Raw genomic sequence first — 17,536 nt, 5'->3', positions numbered from 1 at the left:
GCTGCAGGCATGGCTGATGAATTGCCGTCTCCGCGGGTCAGGGACCTGATCCGGCAGTGCGCCCAGATCGTGGTCAATGCCCGCCCCGAGTGGCTCGACGAACTGGACCGGGCGGTCCTGGCGGCCAGCCCCGCGATTGCCGTCGACCCGGAGTTGGCCGCGGCCGTCAGCCGGAGCAACCGGGCCAACCTGTACTTCTGGGCGACCGCCAACGTCCGAGATCCCGGCGCACCCGTACCGCCCAACTCCGGCCCGGAGCCGCTGAGCATCGCGCGGGAACTGGTGCGCCGCGGTATGAACACGTTCCCACTGGACGCCTACCGGGTGGGTGAGGGAGTGGCCTGGCGCCGGCTGATGGAGATCGCCTTCGAGCTGACCTCCGATGCCGCCGAACTGCACGAGCTGTTGCAGGTGTGCTCGCGCTCGATCAGTGCGTTCGTCGACGCGACGCTGACCGGTATCGCCGCGCAGATCGAGTTGGAGCGCGATGAACTCACCCACGGCAGCCACGCCGAACGCCGCGAGACCGTTGCCCTGCTGCTCGACGGCGCCCCCATTCCGCGTGCCCGCGCCGAGCAACGCCTCGGGTACGCACTGACCGGTAGCCACACCGCGGCGGTCATCTGGACCGACAACCACGACGGCGACCTGGCCAGACTGGACCGTGCCGCCGAGACCATCGCACGCGCCGGCGGCGGTCGGCCGCTGAGCGTGCTGGCCAGCAGCGCGACCAGGTGGGTGTGGACTCCCGGCGGTGTCGATCTCGGCGCCCTGCAGGCATCGGCCGGTGGCGCCGCAGACATCCGGGTGGCGGTCGGCACCACGGGCGAGGGCGTGGACGGGTTCCGGCGCAGCCACTTCGAGGCGATCACCACCCAGCAGATGATGGCGCGCCTGCACTCCCGACAGCAGGTCGCCCGGTTCACCGAAGTCGAGATGGTCTCGCTGATCACCGCCGATCCCGACCGCACCGCCGAATTCGTCAGCCGGGTCCTCGGCGACCTCGCCGCCGCGGGCACCGAGTTGCAGGACACCGTAAGGGTATTCGTCGCCAGCCAGTGCAACGCGTCGCGCGCGGCGACGCGGCTCTACACGCACCGCAACACCCTGCTGCGACGGCTGGCGCGCGCCGACGAACTGCTGCCCCGGCCTCTGGCCGAACACAGCGTCAGCGTCGCCGTGGCGCTCAACGTGCTGCGCTGGACCGGTTAGCGCCGGCATCCCCCGAAGGGATGTCCCGGTTGCTGCATGACGACCGAGCATCAGACGGAATCCCGGGCGAGACGCGCCCGGTGAAATCGCTGGTGGCCTCGGGGCTATAGCCAGGCACTGCGCGCCGGCCCGAAAAACACTCGAAACAGACTGACTCATAGGACCATCCAAATACTTAGTCGACGTTGCGTTCATTTGCTTTTTTGTACGCAAATTTCTCGGTTGAATTAGCTCATTGCAGGAAAGTAATACGACTGACTTATTCGCCAGCGTAGTTTCCGAGATTTACTGCACGCGTTGATAAAACGATTGATTGACTTCCAATTGACCAGGTGCCAAACTTCCATTCGAAGCGACGAGGGGGGCTCGCTCGCTTTGCAATTCGAATGAGCGTATTCGGTATGTGCGGGCATCAGTCAAGGGGGAATCACCATGCCTGAAGAATTTGACGACGAAACCTGGAACAAACTGTTCACACTGCGCGAGGAATCGACCAAACGCGGATCCGCGATAGGCGTCACGAACTACCGCGCCAAGCAGGACCGCGTCATCCGCGATGCGGAACCCTTCGAGCCGAGCCTGGGGCCGCTCGCTCAGCTTCCGGGAACGTGGGCCAACATCCGGCCCGGTGACGATCCCGACAGTCCCACCGATTCGCCACTGGCCGGCCGCGGCTGGAACGTCATCGCGCTTCCGTTCGCGGAAACGACGAAGGCGATCCCGCCGTTCCGCGCGGGTGAGGTACCGAACTACCGACTGTTGATGAACCGCTACAACGAGAAACTGGTCTTCTCGACGGTCGACGACGATGTCCCCAACCGGGGTATCAACCAGGACCGCACCGAGCGGGCAGACCAACTGGTGGCCGCCCTGGACTACGAACAGACGATCAAGCAGATCAAGGCCGAAGATATGCCGAGTAGTGGTGACGCCGGGCCGAAAGGCTTACCGATCCACCATGAGCCGGGCTTGTTCCTGTACATGCAGGTCCAGGTTGTCGAGGGGTTCGACATCTGCCGCCTCGGCTCCATTCCGCACGGCAACTCGGTCAATGCCCTCGGCGTGAAGAAACCCGTGATCACCGGCCCGCCGACGATTCCGAACCTCAGCGCCTTTCCTGAGGGTGTCACCACGAACATCGTCACCGCCGTGGACGAAGCGGATGCCACCAGCAGCACACCGAGGAATCGCTACCTGTTCCCGTACAAGCATTTCGTGGATGCTCCGTTCGACGGCCTGTTCAGCCCGTCCAACGCGAACCGCCTTCTGCAGCAGGGCCTTCCCGGCAACGTGCTCAAGACGACCGTGCTGGACTTCGACACCGAGGTCGCCGAGGCCGGAATCCTCAACGTGCCGTTCATCAAACGCCAGGCGGATGCCTCACAGATGCGCTCGACGTTCTGGCTGATGGAGCTCAGCGAACCGGCGCTCGGAGGCATGGAGGGCAACCGGCTGGTGCTGGCCTACTCGCAGTTCATCAATCTGGATTTCTTCCCCAGATTCGACAGCAAACCGGGCCTGATCCGGTGGCCGCACATATCGATCAACATGATGGAGAAGGTGGCTCCACCGCCGAGCAATCCCGCTGTCTGACGCAGGCATTGAGACACTAGTCGAACGCGGCGTCCAGGTAGCGCAACGCCTCGTCCTTGCCGATGCCCAGTGCGCGTGCGGATTCGGCGAACGCGTGCGCGGCCGCAGCCATCGCATTGTCGGCGGGGTCCACCCGTGCCACGAAAGTGCCGAACCGGCCCCGGGTTTCGAGCACCCCGGCGGCCTCCAGCTCGCGGTAGGCCCGGGCCACGGTGTTGACCGCGAGACCGAGCTGACCGGCGAGATCACGGACCGTGGGCAGCCGAGTGCCGGGCGTGAGCCTGCCGTCGCGCACACCCTCGATGATCTGCGTCCGCAATTGATCGAACAGCGGGGCTCCAGCCTGCTGATCGAGCCGAACCCACTCCCCCAGACCTCCCACGTGCCCAGTATGTCGCACACACGATAGTTTGGTGAGGTGCGAGTGACGTTGCTGAGCGGTGCAGGCATGTCCGCCGAGAGCGGAGTGCCGACGTTCCGCGACGTCGAGACGGGTCTGTGGGCGAACGTCGACCCCTACGAGATCTCCAGCAGTGACGGCTGGCAGCGCCACCCCGAACGGGTGTGGGCCTGGTACCTGTGGCGGCATTACATGATGGGCGCGGTCGACCCGAACCCCGGCCACCTTGCGGTCGCGGCGTGGGAGGACTACGCCGAGGTGCAGGTCGTCACCCAGAACGTGGACAACCTGCACGAGCGGGCGGGCAGCAATCGGGTGTACCACCTGCACGGCAGCCTGTTCGAGTTCCGCTGCGATCGTTGCGGATCTCCGTACACCGGGGAATTGCCCGCAATGCCGGAACCGGTGGAGGTCGTCGATCCGCCGCGTTGTTCGTGTGGCGGGCTGATCCGGCCCAATGTGGTGTGGTTCGGCGAGGGTCTGCCCGATGACGCCTGGGACCTGTCGGTGCAGGCCGTCGCGAAGGCCGACGTGGTGATCGTGGTGGGGACGTCATCGGTGGTCTACCCCGCGGCGGGGCTACCGGAAGCCGCGCTGGCCAACGGCATCCCGGTCATCGAGGTCAATCCGCAGCCCACACCGCTGTCGGAGGCCGCCACCGCGGTGGTCCGGGAAACCTCGGCGACCGCACTGCCCCAGCTCTTGCAGCGGTTGCCCGCATTGCTGGGCCGCTAGGGCCGCACCGCGCGCCCGATGGCGAGTTCGGACACCGGCACCGGCAACCACCTGGGCAGCGCCTGTTCGCGGCGCGAGCCCTCCACCGAGAAACCTGCCGCCGCGATGGACGCTTCGGTGTTGCGGTGGGTGTGACAGTTGCCGAGCAGCCGCGGCCACACCGTCGCGTCCGCCACCTTCTGCAGCGCCGCCCGCAGCCCGACACCTGCTACATGCTCCAGGTAGCGCAGCTCACCGCCCGGCTTGAGCATCGAATATAGCTGGCGCACAACCTCATCGGGATGATCGACTGAGCACAGCACCAGCGAGCACACCACGGCGTCGAATGATTGTTCTGCGCCGAACTCCTCGATGGTGGCGGTGCTGACGATCACCGGCACCGGTGCCGCCGCGGCGGCTTCCCTGGCCACCTCGGCGAGCCGCCGCTCCGGTTCGAGGGCGATCACCTCGGTGACACCGGCCGGGTAGTACTCGAAGTTGGTGCCGGTACCCGCCCCGACCTCGAGGACGCGGCCGCTCAGGCCCGCCAGGTTGGCCACCCGCAGCCGTCGCAGCGATTCGGGTTCGTGGCCGGACATCGTCGTCCACAGCCGGGCGAACAACGGGTTGTCGACAAGATCACTCATGTCTTGAGCTCCTTGAGTTTCTCGACGGCCTCACCTGGGGCCACGTCGGCCCCGATGTAGCCGGTCGCGATGTAGCCGCAGCATATCGACCTCAACACGCGGTCGGTGAATTCTTCGACGTCACCCCACGGCAGGTAGGGCTTGGCGATCAGCAGCGCCGCCACCCCGTGCGCCGCGGTCCACAGCTCCAGGGCGGCCGCGGTCGGATCTCCGGGCGGGTACACACCTTCGTCCATCAGCGCTTCGATGGTGGTTCGCATATGCACGAAAGCCGAACTGGCCAAGGTCATGTCGACGTCACTGCCGGGGTTGCCCTCCCCCATCGTGGCGATGCGGTACAGCTCGGGCGTCTGCCGGGCGAAGCGGACGTAGGCCAGGCCCTGGGCGCGCAGCACCTCGATGGTCGAGGTCTGGCCGGCGGCCACCCGCTGCATCTCCTCGTCGAGTTGCTCGAAATAGCGCACGCAGACCGCGTCCAGCAGCGCGTCCTTGTCGGCGAAGTGCAGGTAGATCGACGGCGATGTCACACCCACCCGCTGTGCCACCGCCCGGATGGACACCGCCTTGGCGTGCCCGGTCTCCAGCAGCAACTCGGTGGTCGCGTCGAGGATCTCGTCGCGAAGCTGTTCGCCGGACCCGCGCGCGGCCCGCCGGCGTCTGAGTGGTTGGGGCGACACTTAACCAGTGTCCGTCACCGACGCGGGGACCTTCTCGGGACGCCCCGGCACGGGCTCACCCGATTCACTGATCCCGATCCGATCATGCAGCCGGACCAGGGGTTTGGGCGCCCACCAGTTCCAGCCGCCGAGGACATGCATGAATGCGGGTACCAGCACCATCCGCACCAGGGTGGCGTCCACCAGCACGGCCAGGGTGAGCCCGACGCCGAACATCCGCATGAACGAAACCTCGGCCGCAATCAACGCCGCGAACGATATCGACATGACCAGCGCGGCAGCGGTGATGACCCGGCCGGTGCGGGCCAATCCCAGCGCCACCGCGGCGTCGTTGTCGGCCCGAGCTGTGTTGCCGCCGGCCGCCCGCAAGGCCAGCCAGTTCTCCCGAATCCGGGCGAGCAGGAATACTTCGTAGTCCATCGACAACCCGAACGCGATGCAGAACAGCAGAACCGGCATGTTGGCCACCAAGGTGCCGGTCGGGGTGGTGCCCAGTGCCGACAGGTGGCCTTCCTGGAAGATCCAGACCAGCGCACCGAATGCCGCCGTCAGCGAAAGAATGTTGAGCACAATGGCTTTCACCGGGAGCACGACACTTCCGGTGAGCAGGAACAGCAGGCCGAAGGTGATGACGGCGATCAGTCCGAGCACCCAGGGCAGCCGGTCGGTGATCGCGACGACGCTGTCCCGGTTGATCTGGGCGATACCCGTCAGCTGCACGGTGTGTCCCCCCGGACCTGCGACCGCGTGCAGCGCGTCGAGTTGGTTCTCCGAGGCGTCGGAGAACAACGGCGCAGTACTGCTGACGGTGAGAAACGCGCTGCCGTCCGCGATTCCGGTCGCTGCGACCGGCGGCCCGGTCTTGTCACCGCCGACGAAGGTTCCAGTGGGGGCTGAGACCGCGGCGACGTCGGCCACCTTCGACAATTCGGCGGCGTAGCCCTCGAACTGCGCGGGGCTGAGGCCCTGCGCATCGGGTACCACGACGGTCACCGCAGTGGCCGAGCTGTCGACGAAGTCGTCGCGCAGCTGGTCACCCACCTGATGCGCCGAGGCCGACGCCGGCAGCACCCGGTCGTCGGGGAAGCCCCATTTCACGCCGAGGAACGGCGCCCCGAGCACCAGCAGCAGGATCACCACGGTCAGCCCCAGTGGCACGGCGCGGCCCATCACCCGATGCGTCCACCGATACCAGAACTGCTGCTCGACAGGCTGCGGCTCGGTGGGCTCGGCGCGGCGGAAAACCCGGCGCACGTTGAGGGCGTCCATCCGGTCGCCGAGCAACCAGATCGCCGCCGGGGTGACGACGATCGCGGTCAGCGCCGCGAATCCGACGGTGGCCACGCCGGCGTAGGCAAACGATTTCAGGAAGTACATGGGGAACAACAACATCGCCACCATGGACAGCGCGACAGTGGTCGCGGAGAACACCACGGTCCGTCCCGCGGTGGCCATGGTGCGGACAAGTGCGCGTTCGCGCGGCACACCGTCGGCGAGTTCATCGCGGTAACGGCTGATGATCAGCAAGGTGTAGTCGATTGCCAGCGCCAGCCCCATGGCAATGGACAGGTTCAGCGCGAAGATCGACACATCGGTGGTGAAGGTGATGAGCCTCAGCACCGACATCGATCCGAGGATGGCCATTCCGCCGACGGCCATCGGCACCGCGGCGGCCACCAGGCCACCGAACACCCACACCAGGACCAGGAAGCTCAGCGGGATGGCAATGGACTCCATGCGTAACAGGTCGCGTTCGGTCTGCGCATTGATCTGCGCGTAGACCATCGCCGTGCCGCCGGACCGCACGGAGACGCCGGGCCGGTCATGTGCGAGTTCATCCGAGAGCGTCTTGGCGTACTTCTGCGCATCGTTCTCGCCGCCGGTGATGCCGGCGACGATGAGGCCGGAGTTCTTGTCCTTGCTGATCAGCTCGGCAGCCGCCGATGGCGGCGCGGTCCACGCCGAGGCAACCTGCGCGACGTGCGGCGACCGTTCGAGGGCCGTGACGATCTCGGTGCCCGCCGCGGTGGCGGCCGGGCTGTTCGCGCCCTCGGCGGAGGTGACCGTGATGAGTAACTGCATATCGCCCTGGTCGAACTTCTCGGTGAGCAGCGCGGCAGCCTGAGCGGATTGCGAGGTCGGGTCCTGGAACCCGCCGGCCGACAAGGTCTTGGCGACCGGGATGCCGAAGATCGCCGCGGCGATCATGACGAGTGCCGTGACAGCCAGCACGCGGCGTGGGGCAGCTATCGCGAGACGGGCGATGCGATTCAGCACGATCGTTCCCTTCGATGTCTTATCGCCGTTAAGTTAACAAGGGTAAGTCACATGGTCAACGTGGCGAGGCCCAGTGAAGACACGGTGCCGCGAGCCGTGAGGTTCACTTGTGCGAAGTAACCACACGGGCCACAGGGGCCACTTTTGTAACTCCGATCACAGCGACATGCCCGGCCTTGCCTACTCGTCAGTAAGAATTTGCTGAGGCATGGGGTGAAACCAGGGGTTCCGGCAAACTTTCCGTCGTTCCGACAGGCGTCGGACTCGCCGAGATATACCCAGTTCAGAGCCACTATTCGAGTATGGCAAAAATCCCTTTCCCAGCGCGCCAGCAGCTTAAACCTACCCGGCGGTAAGAATTGCCACGAAATTCGCAAGCTGGGCTCAAAGATCTCTTAATCACCGCCCATACGCTCTGTGTCATGTGGATCGACGACACCAATGCAGATGTCATCAAGGTTGATTTTGACGCCCTGTACCACGGGGACGTCCTGGTCGAGGGTGATACCTCGGAGCAGTTCCCCGATCTCGCTGCTGCGGTCTGACCGCAGCACGCGCCTACCGGCTTTTCCGGTCGACGTGAGCGGCTGAACGCCGCCCGCTCCGACCGATCACGGCGAAAACCGCCCGACTGACTACGCAGATTTTCTGTGGGTTCGACCGGGCGGTTTTTTGCTCTCCCGACCAGGTTCGCGACCCCACCGTGCGCCCGCGACACAAGTCGTGCGGACATCAGCGCTGGGACAGCCGGCAGACATCAAACTTCTTCCTTCGCCACTTGTCGTGGTTGCGCGGTAAAATCGAACACATGTTCGAAGCTTTGGATCGGGCCGCACTCGCCGAGTTGAGCGATGAGGCGCTCATCTCGGCCGTGACCGCGACGACCCAGAACGAGGCGTCGGTGGCGGCCTACCGGTTGGCGTTGATCGGTGAGGTGGTTGCCCGCCAGTGCGATGACGAGGACGACGCGATCGCCCATCAGGTCATCGACGGCTGGGCCTGGGCGCAGGCCACGGTGGCGGCGGCCTGCAACCTGAACACCCACGCCGCGTCCAAGCAGATGCGCATCGCCCAAGCCCTACGCGACCGGCTGCCCCGCACCGCCGCCCTGTTCGCCAAGGGTGCCATCTCGGCGACGGTGATTGATGCGATCACCTGGCGCACCCACCTCGTCGACGACGATGACGCCCTCGTGCTGATCGACACCGCCATCGCCGGGGAAGCGGGCGAGTACGGGGCGCATTCGGAGAAACAGTTGATCGGCGCGATCGATCTGTGGGTGGAGAAATTCGACCCCGAAGCCGTCGTGCGCTCAAAACGCAACGCCAAAGACCTCTACGTCGAGTTCGACGACAAAGACGACCCCAACGGAGTCGCCTCCTTCTGGGGGCGGCTGCGCATCACCGACAAAAAGATCCTCGAACAACGCCTCAACGACCTGGCCGACACCGTCTGCGGCAACGATCCCCGCGCGCGGGGCGAACTGCGTGCCGCGGCATTGGCCGCATTGGGCGCGGTGGGCCCGCAACTGGAACGGCTAGCGTGCGCGTGCGGGGGTGCTGGTTGTGAGGGCAGCGGGAGAGACCCGCGCTCGGGCGCAGTCACCATCTATGTGCTGACCGATCAGGTGCCCGCCGCCGGCGAAGAGTCTCCGCGGCACACCACCCCGGGCACCGCAGCCACCCCAGAATCCGGGCCGGCCCCACCGGAGAGTGAGCCGCAGACTCCGGCGGCCGAATCCGAACCGGCTGAGCCCGCCGCGCCCGCGGCCAACACCCCACCCGCGGCCTGCAACCCGAGCCCAGGCGTCACGCTCGACGGCGCCATCATCCCCGCCAATATGCTGGCCGATCTCGTCGCCGCCGGCGCCAAAGTCAAGCCGCTCTCCGAGATCGCCGACCTGCCCGCCGAACGCCAATACCGTCCCTCGACCGCACTGACCGCGTTCGTCCGGATGCGCGCCATGACGTGCAGCTTCCCGGGCTGCAACCGGCCCGCCCACCGCTGTGACCTGGACCACCTGACCCCGTGGCCCGCCGGGGCCACCCACCCGGGCAACCTGGCACCACTGTGCCGTCTGCACCACTTGATCAAGACGTTCTGTGGTTGGGAACCGGCAGCGAAACCCGACGGCCGCATCCAATGGAGCGCACCGACCGGGCACACCTACACCAAGGCGCCCGGGGCAGCAATCATGTTCCCGCACTGGAACATCGAGACACCCATTTCACGAAAACGCGCCATCAGCCTGATCAACGACAACGACCGCCATACCAAGATGCCCACCCGACAACGCACCCGCGCGCAGGATCGTGCACAAAGGATCAAAGCCGAGCGGCAACGCAACGCAGCCGAACTCGCCGAGAACAACAGCGACCCGCCGTTCTGACGTGGGGCGCAACGAGAACCGCCCGATCGAACACCGCGATATTCTCGCGGCCTCGACCGGGCGGTTGTGCTCTCGGTGTCAGGAACTCCGGATCAGGCGGTGGCCTGCTCCGCCTCTTCGATGTTCACCATGTCGGCCAGCCGGCCGATGATGATGTCCTCGGCTTCGCTGACCATCCGCGAGATCAGCTCGTCGACGGTCGGGATGTCGTGGATCAGGCCCATGACGGTTCCCGCGGTCCAGATGCCGGCGTCGACATCGCCGTCGTCGAACACCTTGCGGCCACGCACACCGGCCACCAGATCCTTGACGTCCTCGAACTGTCCGCCGCCCTTGAGGATGTCCACCACCTCACGCGAGACGACATTGCTCGCGACCCGGGCAGTGTTGTGCAGGCTGCGGAAGATCAGCTCGGTGCCCCGCTCGTCGGTCGCCACGATGGCGTCCTTGACGTTCTGGTGGATACAGGACTCCACGGTGGCCATGAAACGGGTGCCCATGTTGACGCCGTCGGCGCCCAGTGCCAGCGCGGCGACCAGGCCGCGCGCATCACCGAAGCCACCCGAGGCGATCATCGGGATCTCGATCTCCTTGGCCGCGGCCGGGATCAGCACCAGGCCCGGGATGTCGTCCTCGCCCGGGTGACCGGCGCACTCGAAGCCGTCGATGCTGATGCCATCCACGCCCAGCGTCTGCGCCTTGATGGCGTGGCGCACCGAGGTGCACTTGTGCAGCACCTTGATGCCGTTGTCATGGAACATCGGCAGGTGCGGCGCCGGGTTGGATCCCGCGGTCTCCACGATCTTCACCCCGGCGTCGACGATCACCTTGCGGTACTCGTCATACGGCGGCGGGTTGATGGCCGGCAGGATCGTCAGGTTGACGCCGAACGGCTTGTCGGTGAGGTCGCGGGTCTTGGCGATCTCGTTGGCCAGGTCGGCCGGGGTCGGCTGGGTCAGCGCGGTGATGAAACCCAGACCGCCGGCATTCGCGACGGCCGCGACGAGTTCGGCGCGACCCACCCACTGCATACCGCCTTGGGCGATCGGATGTTCCACACCGAACGCCTCGGTGAACTTGGTGACCAGTGACATTGTTTTCCCTACCTAGGAGCCATGCGGATCGCGCCATCCAGCCGGATGACCTCACCGTTGAGCATCGGGTTTTCCACGATATGCACGGCCAGCGCGCCGTACTCGTCCGGGTCGCCCAGCCGTGCCGGGTGAGGAACCTGCTGTCCGAGGGACTTCTGGGCCTCCTCGGGCAGGGAGCCCAGCAGCGGGGTCTTGAACAGACCCGGCGCGATGGTGCAGACGCGAATCAGGCTGCGCGACAAGTCACGTGCGACCGGCAGGGTCAGCCCGACAACGCCGCCCTTGGACGCCGAGTAGGCGGCCTGGCCGATCTGCCCGTCGAACGCCGCGACCGACGCGGTGTTGATGATGACGCCGCGCTCCTCGCCCTTCAAGGGCTCGGTCTTGGCGATGCGCTCGGCGGCCAGCCGCAGCACGTTGAAGGTACCGATCAGGTTGACCTCGACGACCTTGCGGAAACCGTCCAGCGGGAACGGGCCTTCCTTGCCGAGGGTCTTGATCGCGTTGCCGATGCCGGCGCAGTTGACGTTGATACGCACCGGGCCCAGCGACTCGGCCACATCGAGGGCCTTGCTGACCGCATCCTCATCGGTGACGTTGGCGGCGACGAACGTGGCCCGCTCGCCCAGCTCGGCGACCGCTTCCTCACCTTTGAGGTCGATGACGACGACGGAGGCGCCGGCGTCGAGCAGTCGCTTGGTCGTCGCCAGTCCGAGGCCCGAGGCCCCGCCGGTGACGACCGCTACCGAATCCTTGATCTCCACGTGCTGCAGTTCCTTTCGTTGAAGGTCGGGTTCTCAGGCCCAGTCTTTGAGGACGGTCTCGTTGTCCGCGCCGATCAACGGCGGCGGGCTCGGCACGGCCGGCTCACTGCGCGAGAAGCGCGGGGCCGGCATCGGCTGCAGGCCGTGCTGGGTCTCGTAGAAGGTGGAGCGCTCGGCGATGTGCGACTCGTCGAGCACCTCGCCGAACGCGAGCACCGGCGTCGCACAGGCATCGGAGCCGGCGAAAATCGCCGCCCACTCATCGCGGTCCTTGGTCTTGAACACCTCGGTGAATTTGGCCCGCAGTTCTTCCCAGCGGCTGATGTCGTTCTGCCCGGGCAGGGTGTCGGGGTCCAGGCCCAGCTTGGCCAGCAACTCCGCATAGAACTGCGGCTCGATGGCGCCGATGGCGAAGTACTTGCCGTCGGCCGTCTCGTAGGTGTCGTAGTAGGGGGCGCCGGTGTCGAGCATGTTGGTTCCGCGCTCGTCGCTCCACACGCCCTGCGCCCGGAAGGCCCACATCATCTGGATCAGCACGCTGGAGCCATCGATCATCGCGGCATCGACGACCTGGCCCTTGCCCGAGGTCTGCCGCTCCCACAGCGCCGAAAGGATGCCCAGCAGCAGGAACATCGACCCGCCGCCGAAGTCGCCGGCCAGGTTCAGCGGCGGCACCGGACGCTCACCCTGGCGCCCGATTGCGTGCAGCACACCGTTGAGCGAGATGTAGTTGATGTCATGGCCGGCCTGCAGCGCACGCGGACCCTCCTGGCCCCACCCGGTCATCCGGGCGTAGACCAGCTTCTCGTTGACCTTGGCGCAGTCTTCGGGCCCCAGGCCCAGGCGTTCGGTGACACCCGGCCGGAAGCCCTCGATCAGCACATCGGCCTTGGCGACCAGGTCGAGGACGAACTGGCGTCCCTCGTCGGATTTCAGGTCCGCGGTGACCGAGCGCCGATTGCGCAGCATCGCGTCCGAGATGGCGCCGTTCTTGGCCGTGGGGCGATCGACGCGCACCACCTCGGCACCCAGATCTCCCAGAATCATGGCCGCGTGCGGGCCGGGGCCGATGCCGGCCAATTCCACGACTCGCAAACCCTGCAGTGGTCCCGCCATGCCTACCGTCCTTCGCCGTTGAGTACCGAGTAGTTGACCGCCGACATAGCTTACTTGTATAACCAAGTCGACCGGCCGCGGGTCACCTACCCGCCAAACCTGAGGGCGTACAGATGACGTATCGCAGCATCGATCAGTTGACCGTGGAGCTCGCCGATGGCGTGCTGGCGGTGACCCTGAACCGGCCCGACAGCCTGAACTCGCTGTCGGAGGCCATGCTGACCGGTATCGCCGACGCCCTGGAGACGGCCGCCACAGATCCCGCGGTCCGCGTCGTGAAGTTGTCCGGCGCGGGCCGCGGTTTCAGCTCGGGCGCCGGTATCAGCGCCGAGGATGTGTCCGCGAAATCCGTCAACGGCCCCGAGGTGGTGCTCGACGCCGCCAACCGGGCGGTGCGTTCCATCGTTGCGCTGCCCAAACCCGTCGTCTCGGTGGTGCAGGGCCCGGCCGCCGGCGTCGGCGTATCGCTGGCCATCGCCTGTGACGTCGTACTCGCCTCGGAGAAGGCGTTTTTCATGCTGGCCTTCACCAAGATCGGGCTGATGCCCGACGGCGGCGCGTCGGCGCTGATCGCGGCGGCGGTAGGCCGGATCCGCGCGCAGCGGATGGCGCTGCTGGCCGAACGCATCACCGCGGCCGAGGCCTACGACTGGGGTCTGGTCACCTCGGTGCACGCCCCGGAGGACCTCGACGCGGCCGTGGCCAAGGTGCTCGGCACCCTGGCCGGCGGACCGGCCGTCGCCTTGCGCAAGACCAAACAGGCCATCAACGATGCGACTCTCACCGAGCTGGAAGCAGCGATCGGGCGTGAGCGTGAGGGCCAGCTGATCCTGCTGACCTCCCCGGATTTCGCCGAAGGCACCAAGGCGTTCCAGGACGGCAGGCAGGCCACCTTCACCGACTCCTGACCTCGCGTGCCCGGAAAATCAATGGACTGACAGGCCATCCGTCGGCGACCATCTATGGGTGAGTACGCAATTGGACGCCGGCGGCTGGCGCGTACTCGCACCCTTCAAGATCCGCGATTACCGCCTGCTGGTCGCCGCCGTCGCGCTGTCGATCTTCGCCACCGGCATGTGGACCGTGGTAATGGCGCTGCAGGTCATCGCCCTCAGCAACGACCCGGCAGCGCTGTCCCTGGTCGCGGCGTGCATGGCCGTCGGCCTGGTGGCGTTCGTCCTCGTGGGCGGCATCGCCGCGGACCGGTTTCCGCAGCGCCGCATCATCATCCTGGTCGAGGCGGTCAACACCGCCGCAGTGACCTCGGTGGCGGTGCTCGGGCTGCTCGACGCGCTGCGGCTGTGGCACATGGCGGTCGCCTCGGCGGCCCTCGGCATTGCGGCGGCGTTCTTCTTTCCGGCCTACAGCGCCTACCTGCCGCGGCTGCTGCCGCCCGAGCAACTGCTGGCGGCCAACGGAATTGAGGGCGTCATGCGCCCGACGCTGCAGCAGGCCATCGGCCCGGCAGCGGCCGGTCTGCTGATCGGCGCCACCTTCCCCACCGTCGGTCTGGTCATCTGCGCGGTGCTCTTCGGCGTCGGTCTCACGCTGCTGATCGCGACGCGTCCCGTCGTGCAGCGGGTGGTATCCGAACACCAGAAACCGCATGTCCTCACCGACCTGCGCGAGGGTTTCGTCTTCATGGTGCGCACGCCCTGGCTGCTGGCCACCCTGTTGTTCGCCAGCGGTTTCATCCTGCTCATCATGGGCCCGATCGAAGTGCTGCTGCCGTTCATCACCAATGCGCGTTTCGAGCACGGCGAACGAATCTTCGGGTTCGTGCTGGCCGCGTTCGGTCTCGGCAGCGCGGTCGGCGCGCTGGCGGTGTCGTCGTGGCGGCTGCCCAAGCGCTACATGACGGTGTTGATGGTGTGCTGGGGCCTGGGCAATCTGCCGATCGTCGCCATCGGGTACACATCATCGTTTCCGTTGATGGCCACGGCGTCCTTCATCATCGGCGTGACCTCGGGCGCGGCCATGGTCATCTGGGGCACGCTCCTGCAGCGCCGGGTGCCCTCCGCGATGCTGGGCCGGGTATCGAGCCTGGATTTCTTCGTGTCGCTGGTGTTCATGCCGGTGTCTATGGCGCTGGCCGGGCCGTTGTCCAAGGTGATCTCGATCGAGACCATCTACCTGGTGGCCGGCGTTGGCCCGATATTCCTGGGACTGATTGCCTATTTCGCTGCCCGGATGTACCGCGACGAGATCGAGCACCCGCTCGACGCTTAGCGAAATCCGAAGTCAGACACCGAAGATCGGCGGCAGCGCCAGCACCATCACCAGGCCCCAGAAGAAATGGACAAGCATGGGCGCCAACACCCCGCCGGTCGCGCGGCGTAAGACCGCACAGACGGAGCCAAGGATGATCGCGGCGAAACCGAGCATCGGATTACCCGTGGTGGCCGCTGTGGCAATCACGTACAACACGGTGGAGGCGGCCACCGGATGGTGCTTGAGCAGCGCCGTGTACAGCGAGCCGCGGAAGAACATCTCCTCCGCGAGTCCGTTGATCACCGTGATGAAGACGATCAGGTACAGCGGGCCGGCGTTCGAGTACTGCAAGACGTCGCGGATGTAGTCGTTGATGCCCGGGATTTCGCGCGCCACCAAGCCGCCGAGCACGAACACCGCCCCGAGCCCCAGCCCGATCGCTGTCCCGGTGATGACCGGACGCCGGTTACGTCCGCGGAAATCGACGTGCCCCATGTGCAATGGCCCGGAGAGAAATGCTCCCGTGGCCCACACACCGGCCAGCGCGAGGGTGAGCCAGACGAACGTGTCGTCTCCGGGCGGCCGGCTCAAGGAATAGCCGAGCAATGCGGCACCGATCAGAAGCACGGCGCCGACCACGAATTTGCGTCTGCCGATCACCGCGGGCGCCTCGTTGAAAGGTGGCGCCTTCCTGGCTGCGATCCTGCGCAGCTCACCGGTCCAACTTGTCGGCGGGGTCACGGGTCCTGTCATCGCGGATCGACTTTCGCCGCCAGATCCGCCAGCGCGTCGAGGCCGGTGCGCACCGCTGCTCTGGCGGGGCCCGGAAGCGGCGCCAGCATGGACAACGCCGGTCTGGCGATCCACGGTGTCAGCTGCCGGATGCGGGCGGTGTCGCCGCCGGCCCAATCCGGGTCGGTGTCGGCGAGGTGATGGGAATCGGCCAGGTTGTTGACCGGACGGCGCGGGTGCATGGCCAGTGCCCGCTGGATGGCGTCGTCGACGCTCAACAGACCACCGTCGGGATCGGGCACCAGATCGCGTAGTCCGTTACCGTTGGCGGTCATCGGATAGTCAAGGGAGGCAGTCAGATCCGCGGTCAGCCCGCCGGGCACCGGCAGCACCGCGGCCGAGACCAGCGAGACCAGCCCGGTGGGCACCCCGCCGACCGGGACCTCGAACTGCCAGTTGCCGTTCAACCGCGCGTAGCTGGCGATCAAGTCACGGTAGGTGGTGGTCTCCGTGCCGCTGATGTCATAGGAACCGGCCGGGACACGATCCGAATCTGCTGCGGCCACAAGGTAATACAGCACATCGCGGATCGAGATCGGATCGATCGGATTGGACATCCAGCTCGGCAGCGGCAGCACCGGGAACCGATCGCTGACATAGCGCAGGATCTCGAACGACGTCGACCCCGCGCCGATGATCAACGCGGCACCCAGCCAGACGACCTCGGGACCGCCGTCGACGTGCAAGGCCTCGGCCACCTCGGCGCGCCCGGCCAGATGGTCGGACAGCGTCTCACCTCCCGGGACGAATCCACCCAGGTAGACGATGCGGTGCACCCCGGCGGCCCGGGCCGATTCGGCGACATTGGCCGCGGCGCGGTTGTCGGATTCCCGGAAACCGGATTCCCCGATGCCGTGCAGCAGGTAGTACACCACATCGATCTGGCCGGCCAACTCGAAAGCCACTGCGGTGGAATCGGATTCGCGAGCGTCCATCGCGACGACGGTGACGTCGTCGAACCAGCCGTAGTCCCCCAGTCGGGCGGGGTTTCGGCTGGTCACCACGACTTCGTGGCCGGCCTCGAGCAGTTCGGTGACGAGGCGCGAGCCGATGTAACCGGTGGCACCCGTCAACAGGATCCGCATAGCCCCAACGTACCCACGCCGGCGCGGACGAAACCGGACTAGCGGTGCAGCTCGATGAGCCCCTGATACACCTGCGCGTTCAGTTTGTTGCCCGCTTTCTCGTCCTCGCTGAGGTCGCGGCGCACCTTGCCCGGCACCCCGGCGACCAGCGAACCGGGCGGGATGACGGCGCCCTGCGGGACCACCGCACCCGCCCCCACCAGCGATCCTGCGCCGATGACCGCCCCGTTGAGCACGATCGCGCCCATCCCGATCAGGCAGTCGTCCTCGATGGTGCACCCGTGCAGCACCGCGTTGTGACCGACGCTCACACCGCTGCCGACGCGCAGCGGAAAACCCGGATCAACGTGAGCAGTGACACCATCCTGGAGGTTGGAGCCGAACCCGATCTCGATGGGTTCGAACTCGGCACGCAAGGTGGCGTTGTACCAGACGCTGACCTTGGCGGCCAACGTCACCGGACCGATCACACTGGCGTTCGGCGCCACCCACGATTCGGCGTGCAGTTGCGGGGCGCGGCCCTGGATGGGGATGATCAGCGGTTCAGGCATGGCCGTCATCGTAA

Annotated in this window: 17 protein-coding genes; 7 read left to right on the top strand and 10 right to left on the bottom strand. The window is 66.4% G+C overall.

Going from position 1 to position 17,536, the window contains the following annotated elements; translation table 11 throughout:
- The first annotated feature begins 9 nt into the window (after positions 1-9).
- Positions 10-1,212: an Rv1453 family transcriptional regulator gene (locus ASE48_RS04105; protein WP_057165754.1), complete on the top strand. Its 1,203-nt coding sequence runs from the start codon at positions 10-12 to the stop codon at positions 1,210-1,212.
- Between the two features lie 432 nt (positions 1,213-1,644).
- Positions 1,645-2,805, top strand: coding sequence for a heme-binding protein (locus tag ASE48_RS04100; RefSeq protein WP_057165753.1), 1,161 nt, complete (start codon positions 1,645-1,647; stop codon positions 2,803-2,805).
- Positions 2,806-2,821: 16 nt separating this feature from the next.
- Here ASE48_RS04100 and ASE48_RS04095 read toward each other — a convergent pair whose 3' ends face one another.
- Positions 2,822-3,187, bottom strand: a complete 366-nt coding sequence (locus tag ASE48_RS04095) for a GntR family transcriptional regulator (RefSeq protein WP_057165752.1) — start codon at positions 3,185-3,187, stop codon at positions 2,822-2,824.
- Between the two features lie 36 nt (positions 3,188-3,223).
- Between ASE48_RS04095 and ASE48_RS04090 the strand changes: the two genes are divergently transcribed.
- Positions 3,224-3,940, top strand: coding sequence for an NAD-dependent deacylase (locus tag ASE48_RS04090; RefSeq protein WP_200962062.1), 717 nt, complete (start codon positions 3,224-3,226; stop codon positions 3,938-3,940).
- Here ASE48_RS04090 and ASE48_RS04085 read toward each other — a convergent pair.
- From ASE48_RS04085 to ASE48_RS04075, 3 genes are read right to left on the bottom strand one after another with little or no spacing between them, the layout of a single operon-like run.
- Positions 3,937-4,566, bottom strand: coding sequence for a class I SAM-dependent methyltransferase (locus ASE48_RS04085; protein WP_057165751.1), 630 nt, complete (start codon positions 4,564-4,566; stop codon positions 3,937-3,939). The two genes, ASE48_RS04090 and ASE48_RS04085, sit on opposite strands and share 4 nt — an antisense overlap.
- The gene (locus tag ASE48_RS04080; protein ID WP_057165750.1) at positions 4,563-5,243 is read right to left on the bottom strand and encodes a TetR/AcrR family transcriptional regulator; all 681 of its coding nucleotides are present in this window, start codon (positions 5,241-5,243) and stop codon (positions 4,563-4,565) included. The genes ASE48_RS04085 and ASE48_RS04080 overlap by 4 nt, the downstream gene beginning before the upstream one ends.
- Positions 5,244-7,520 (bottom strand): MMPL family transporter, encoded by a 2,277-nt coding sequence (locus tag ASE48_RS04075; RefSeq protein WP_057165749.1) that lies wholly within the window; start codon positions 7,518-7,520, stop codon positions 5,244-5,246.
- A 422-nt stretch (positions 7,521-7,942) separates the two neighbouring features.
- Between ASE48_RS04075 and ASE48_RS33650 the strand changes: the two genes are divergently transcribed.
- Both ASE48_RS33650 and ASE48_RS04070 read left to right on the top strand, forming a co-directional pair.
- Positions 7,943-8,065 carry a hypothetical protein gene (locus ASE48_RS33650; RefSeq protein WP_105363407.1) on the top strand — a complete coding sequence of 41 codons (123 nt, stop codon included), beginning with the start codon at positions 7,943-7,945 and terminating at the stop codon, positions 8,063-8,065.
- Between the two features lie 263 nt (positions 8,066-8,328).
- A complete protein-coding gene (locus ASE48_RS04070; RefSeq protein WP_057165748.1) occupies positions 8,329-9,909 on the top strand; it encodes an HNH endonuclease signature motif containing protein in 1,581 nt (526 codons plus the stop codon).
- 92 nt (positions 9,910-10,001) lie between these two features.
- Here the strand turns inward: ASE48_RS04070 and ASE48_RS04065 are convergent, their stop codons facing one another.
- From ASE48_RS04065 to ASE48_RS04055, 3 genes are read right to left on the bottom strand one after another with little or no spacing between them, the layout of a single operon-like run.
- On the bottom strand, positions 10,002-11,003 hold the full coding sequence (locus ASE48_RS04065; RefSeq protein WP_057165747.1) for an NAD(P)H-dependent flavin oxidoreductase: 1,002 nt from the start codon (positions 11,001-11,003) through the stop codon (positions 10,002-10,004).
- 8 nt (positions 11,004-11,011) lie between these two features.
- A complete protein-coding gene (locus tag ASE48_RS04060) occupies positions 11,012-11,767 on the bottom strand; it encodes a 3-hydroxyacyl-CoA dehydrogenase (RefSeq protein WP_057165746.1) in 756 nt (251 codons plus the stop codon).
- Positions 11,768-11,800: 33 nt separating this feature from the next.
- The gene (locus ASE48_RS04055; protein WP_057165745.1) at positions 11,801-12,883 is read right to left on the bottom strand and encodes a CaiB/BaiF CoA transferase family protein; all 1,083 of its coding nucleotides are present in this window, start codon (positions 12,881-12,883) and stop codon (positions 11,801-11,803) included.
- Between the two features lie 113 nt (positions 12,884-12,996).
- Here ASE48_RS04055 and ASE48_RS04050 point away from each other — a divergent pair, with 113 nt between their 5' ends.
- A complete protein-coding gene (locus tag ASE48_RS04050) occupies positions 12,997-13,791 on the top strand; it encodes an enoyl-CoA hydratase (RefSeq protein ID WP_057165744.1) in 795 nt (264 codons plus the stop codon).
- A gap of 58 nt (positions 13,792-13,849) precedes the next feature.
- Positions 13,850-15,112, top strand: coding sequence for a tetracycline efflux MFS transporter Tet(V) (gene tet(V) / locus ASE48_RS04045; RefSeq protein WP_057165743.1), 1,263 nt, complete (start codon positions 13,850-13,852; stop codon positions 15,110-15,112).
- A gap of 12 nt (positions 15,113-15,124) precedes the next feature.
- Here the strand turns inward: tet(V) and ASE48_RS04040 are convergent, their stop codons facing one another.
- From ASE48_RS04040 to ASE48_RS04030, 3 genes are read right to left on the bottom strand one after another with little or no spacing between them, the layout of a single operon-like run.
- Complete coding sequence (locus tag ASE48_RS04040; protein ID WP_057165742.1) at positions 15,125-15,847, bottom strand: CPBP family intramembrane glutamic endopeptidase; 723 nt, start codon at positions 15,845-15,847, stop codon at positions 15,125-15,127.
- Positions 15,844-16,971, bottom strand: a complete 1,128-nt coding sequence (locus ASE48_RS04035) for an NAD(P)H-binding protein (RefSeq protein ID WP_057165741.1) — start codon at positions 16,969-16,971, stop codon at positions 15,844-15,846. Before ASE48_RS04035 ends, ASE48_RS04040 begins: the two co-directional genes overlap by 4 nt.
- A 38-nt stretch (positions 16,972-17,009) precedes the next feature.
- Positions 17,010-17,531, bottom strand: a complete 522-nt coding sequence (locus ASE48_RS04030) for a gamma carbonic anhydrase family protein (RefSeq protein ID WP_200962060.1) — start codon at positions 17,529-17,531, stop codon at positions 17,010-17,012.
- Positions 17,532-17,536 lie beyond the last annotated feature (5 nt).

The sequence above is a fragment of the Mycobacterium sp. Root265 genome, from assembly GCF_001428895.1.
GTDB lineage: Bacteria > Actinomycetota > Actinomycetes > Mycobacteriales > Mycobacteriaceae > Mycobacterium.
Note: the sequence above shows the minus strand (reverse complement) of the source record. Positions and strands in the feature narration are given on the sequence as shown.

Excerpts from the sequence above, each read along its gene's own strand:
- ASE48_RS04105 (WP_057165754.1), top strand. The coding sequence starts at position 10 with ATGGCTGATGAATTGCCGTCTCCGCGGGTCAGGGACCTGATCCGGCAG.
- ASE48_RS04100 (WP_057165753.1), top strand. The coding sequence starts at position 1,645 with ATGCCTGAAGAATTTGACGACGAAACCTGGAACAAACTGTTCACACTG.
- ASE48_RS04085 (WP_057165751.1), bottom strand. The coding sequence starts at position 4,566 with ATGAGTGATCTTGTCGACAACCCGTTGTTCGCCCGGCTGTGGACGACG.
- ASE48_RS33650 (WP_105363407.1), top strand. The coding sequence starts at position 7,943 with ATGTGGATCGACGACACCAATGCAGATGTCATCAAGGTTGATTTTGAC.
- ASE48_RS04070 (WP_057165748.1), top strand. The coding sequence starts at position 8,329 with ATGTTCGAAGCTTTGGATCGGGCCGCACTCGCCGAGTTGAGCGATGAG.
- ASE48_RS04065 (WP_057165747.1), bottom strand. The coding sequence starts at position 11,003 with ATGTCACTGGTCACCAAGTTCACCGAGGCGTTCGGTGTGGAACATCCG.
- ASE48_RS04055 (WP_057165745.1), bottom strand. The coding sequence starts at position 12,883 with ATGGCGGGACCACTGCAGGGTTTGCGAGTCGTGGAATTGGCCGGCATC.
- ASE48_RS04050 (WP_057165744.1), top strand. The coding sequence starts at position 12,997 with ATGACGTATCGCAGCATCGATCAGTTGACCGTGGAGCTCGCCGATGGC.
- ASE48_RS04040 (WP_057165742.1), bottom strand. The coding sequence starts at position 15,847 with ATGACAGGACCCGTGACCCCGCCGACAAGTTGGACCGGTGAGCTGCGC.
- ASE48_RS04035 (WP_057165741.1), bottom strand. The coding sequence starts at position 16,971 with ATGCGGATCCTGTTGACGGGTGCCACCGGTTACATCGGCTCGCGCCTC.
- ASE48_RS04030 (WP_200962060.1), bottom strand. The coding sequence starts at position 17,531 with ATGACGGCCATGCCTGAACCGCTGATCATCCCCATCCAGGGCCGCGCC.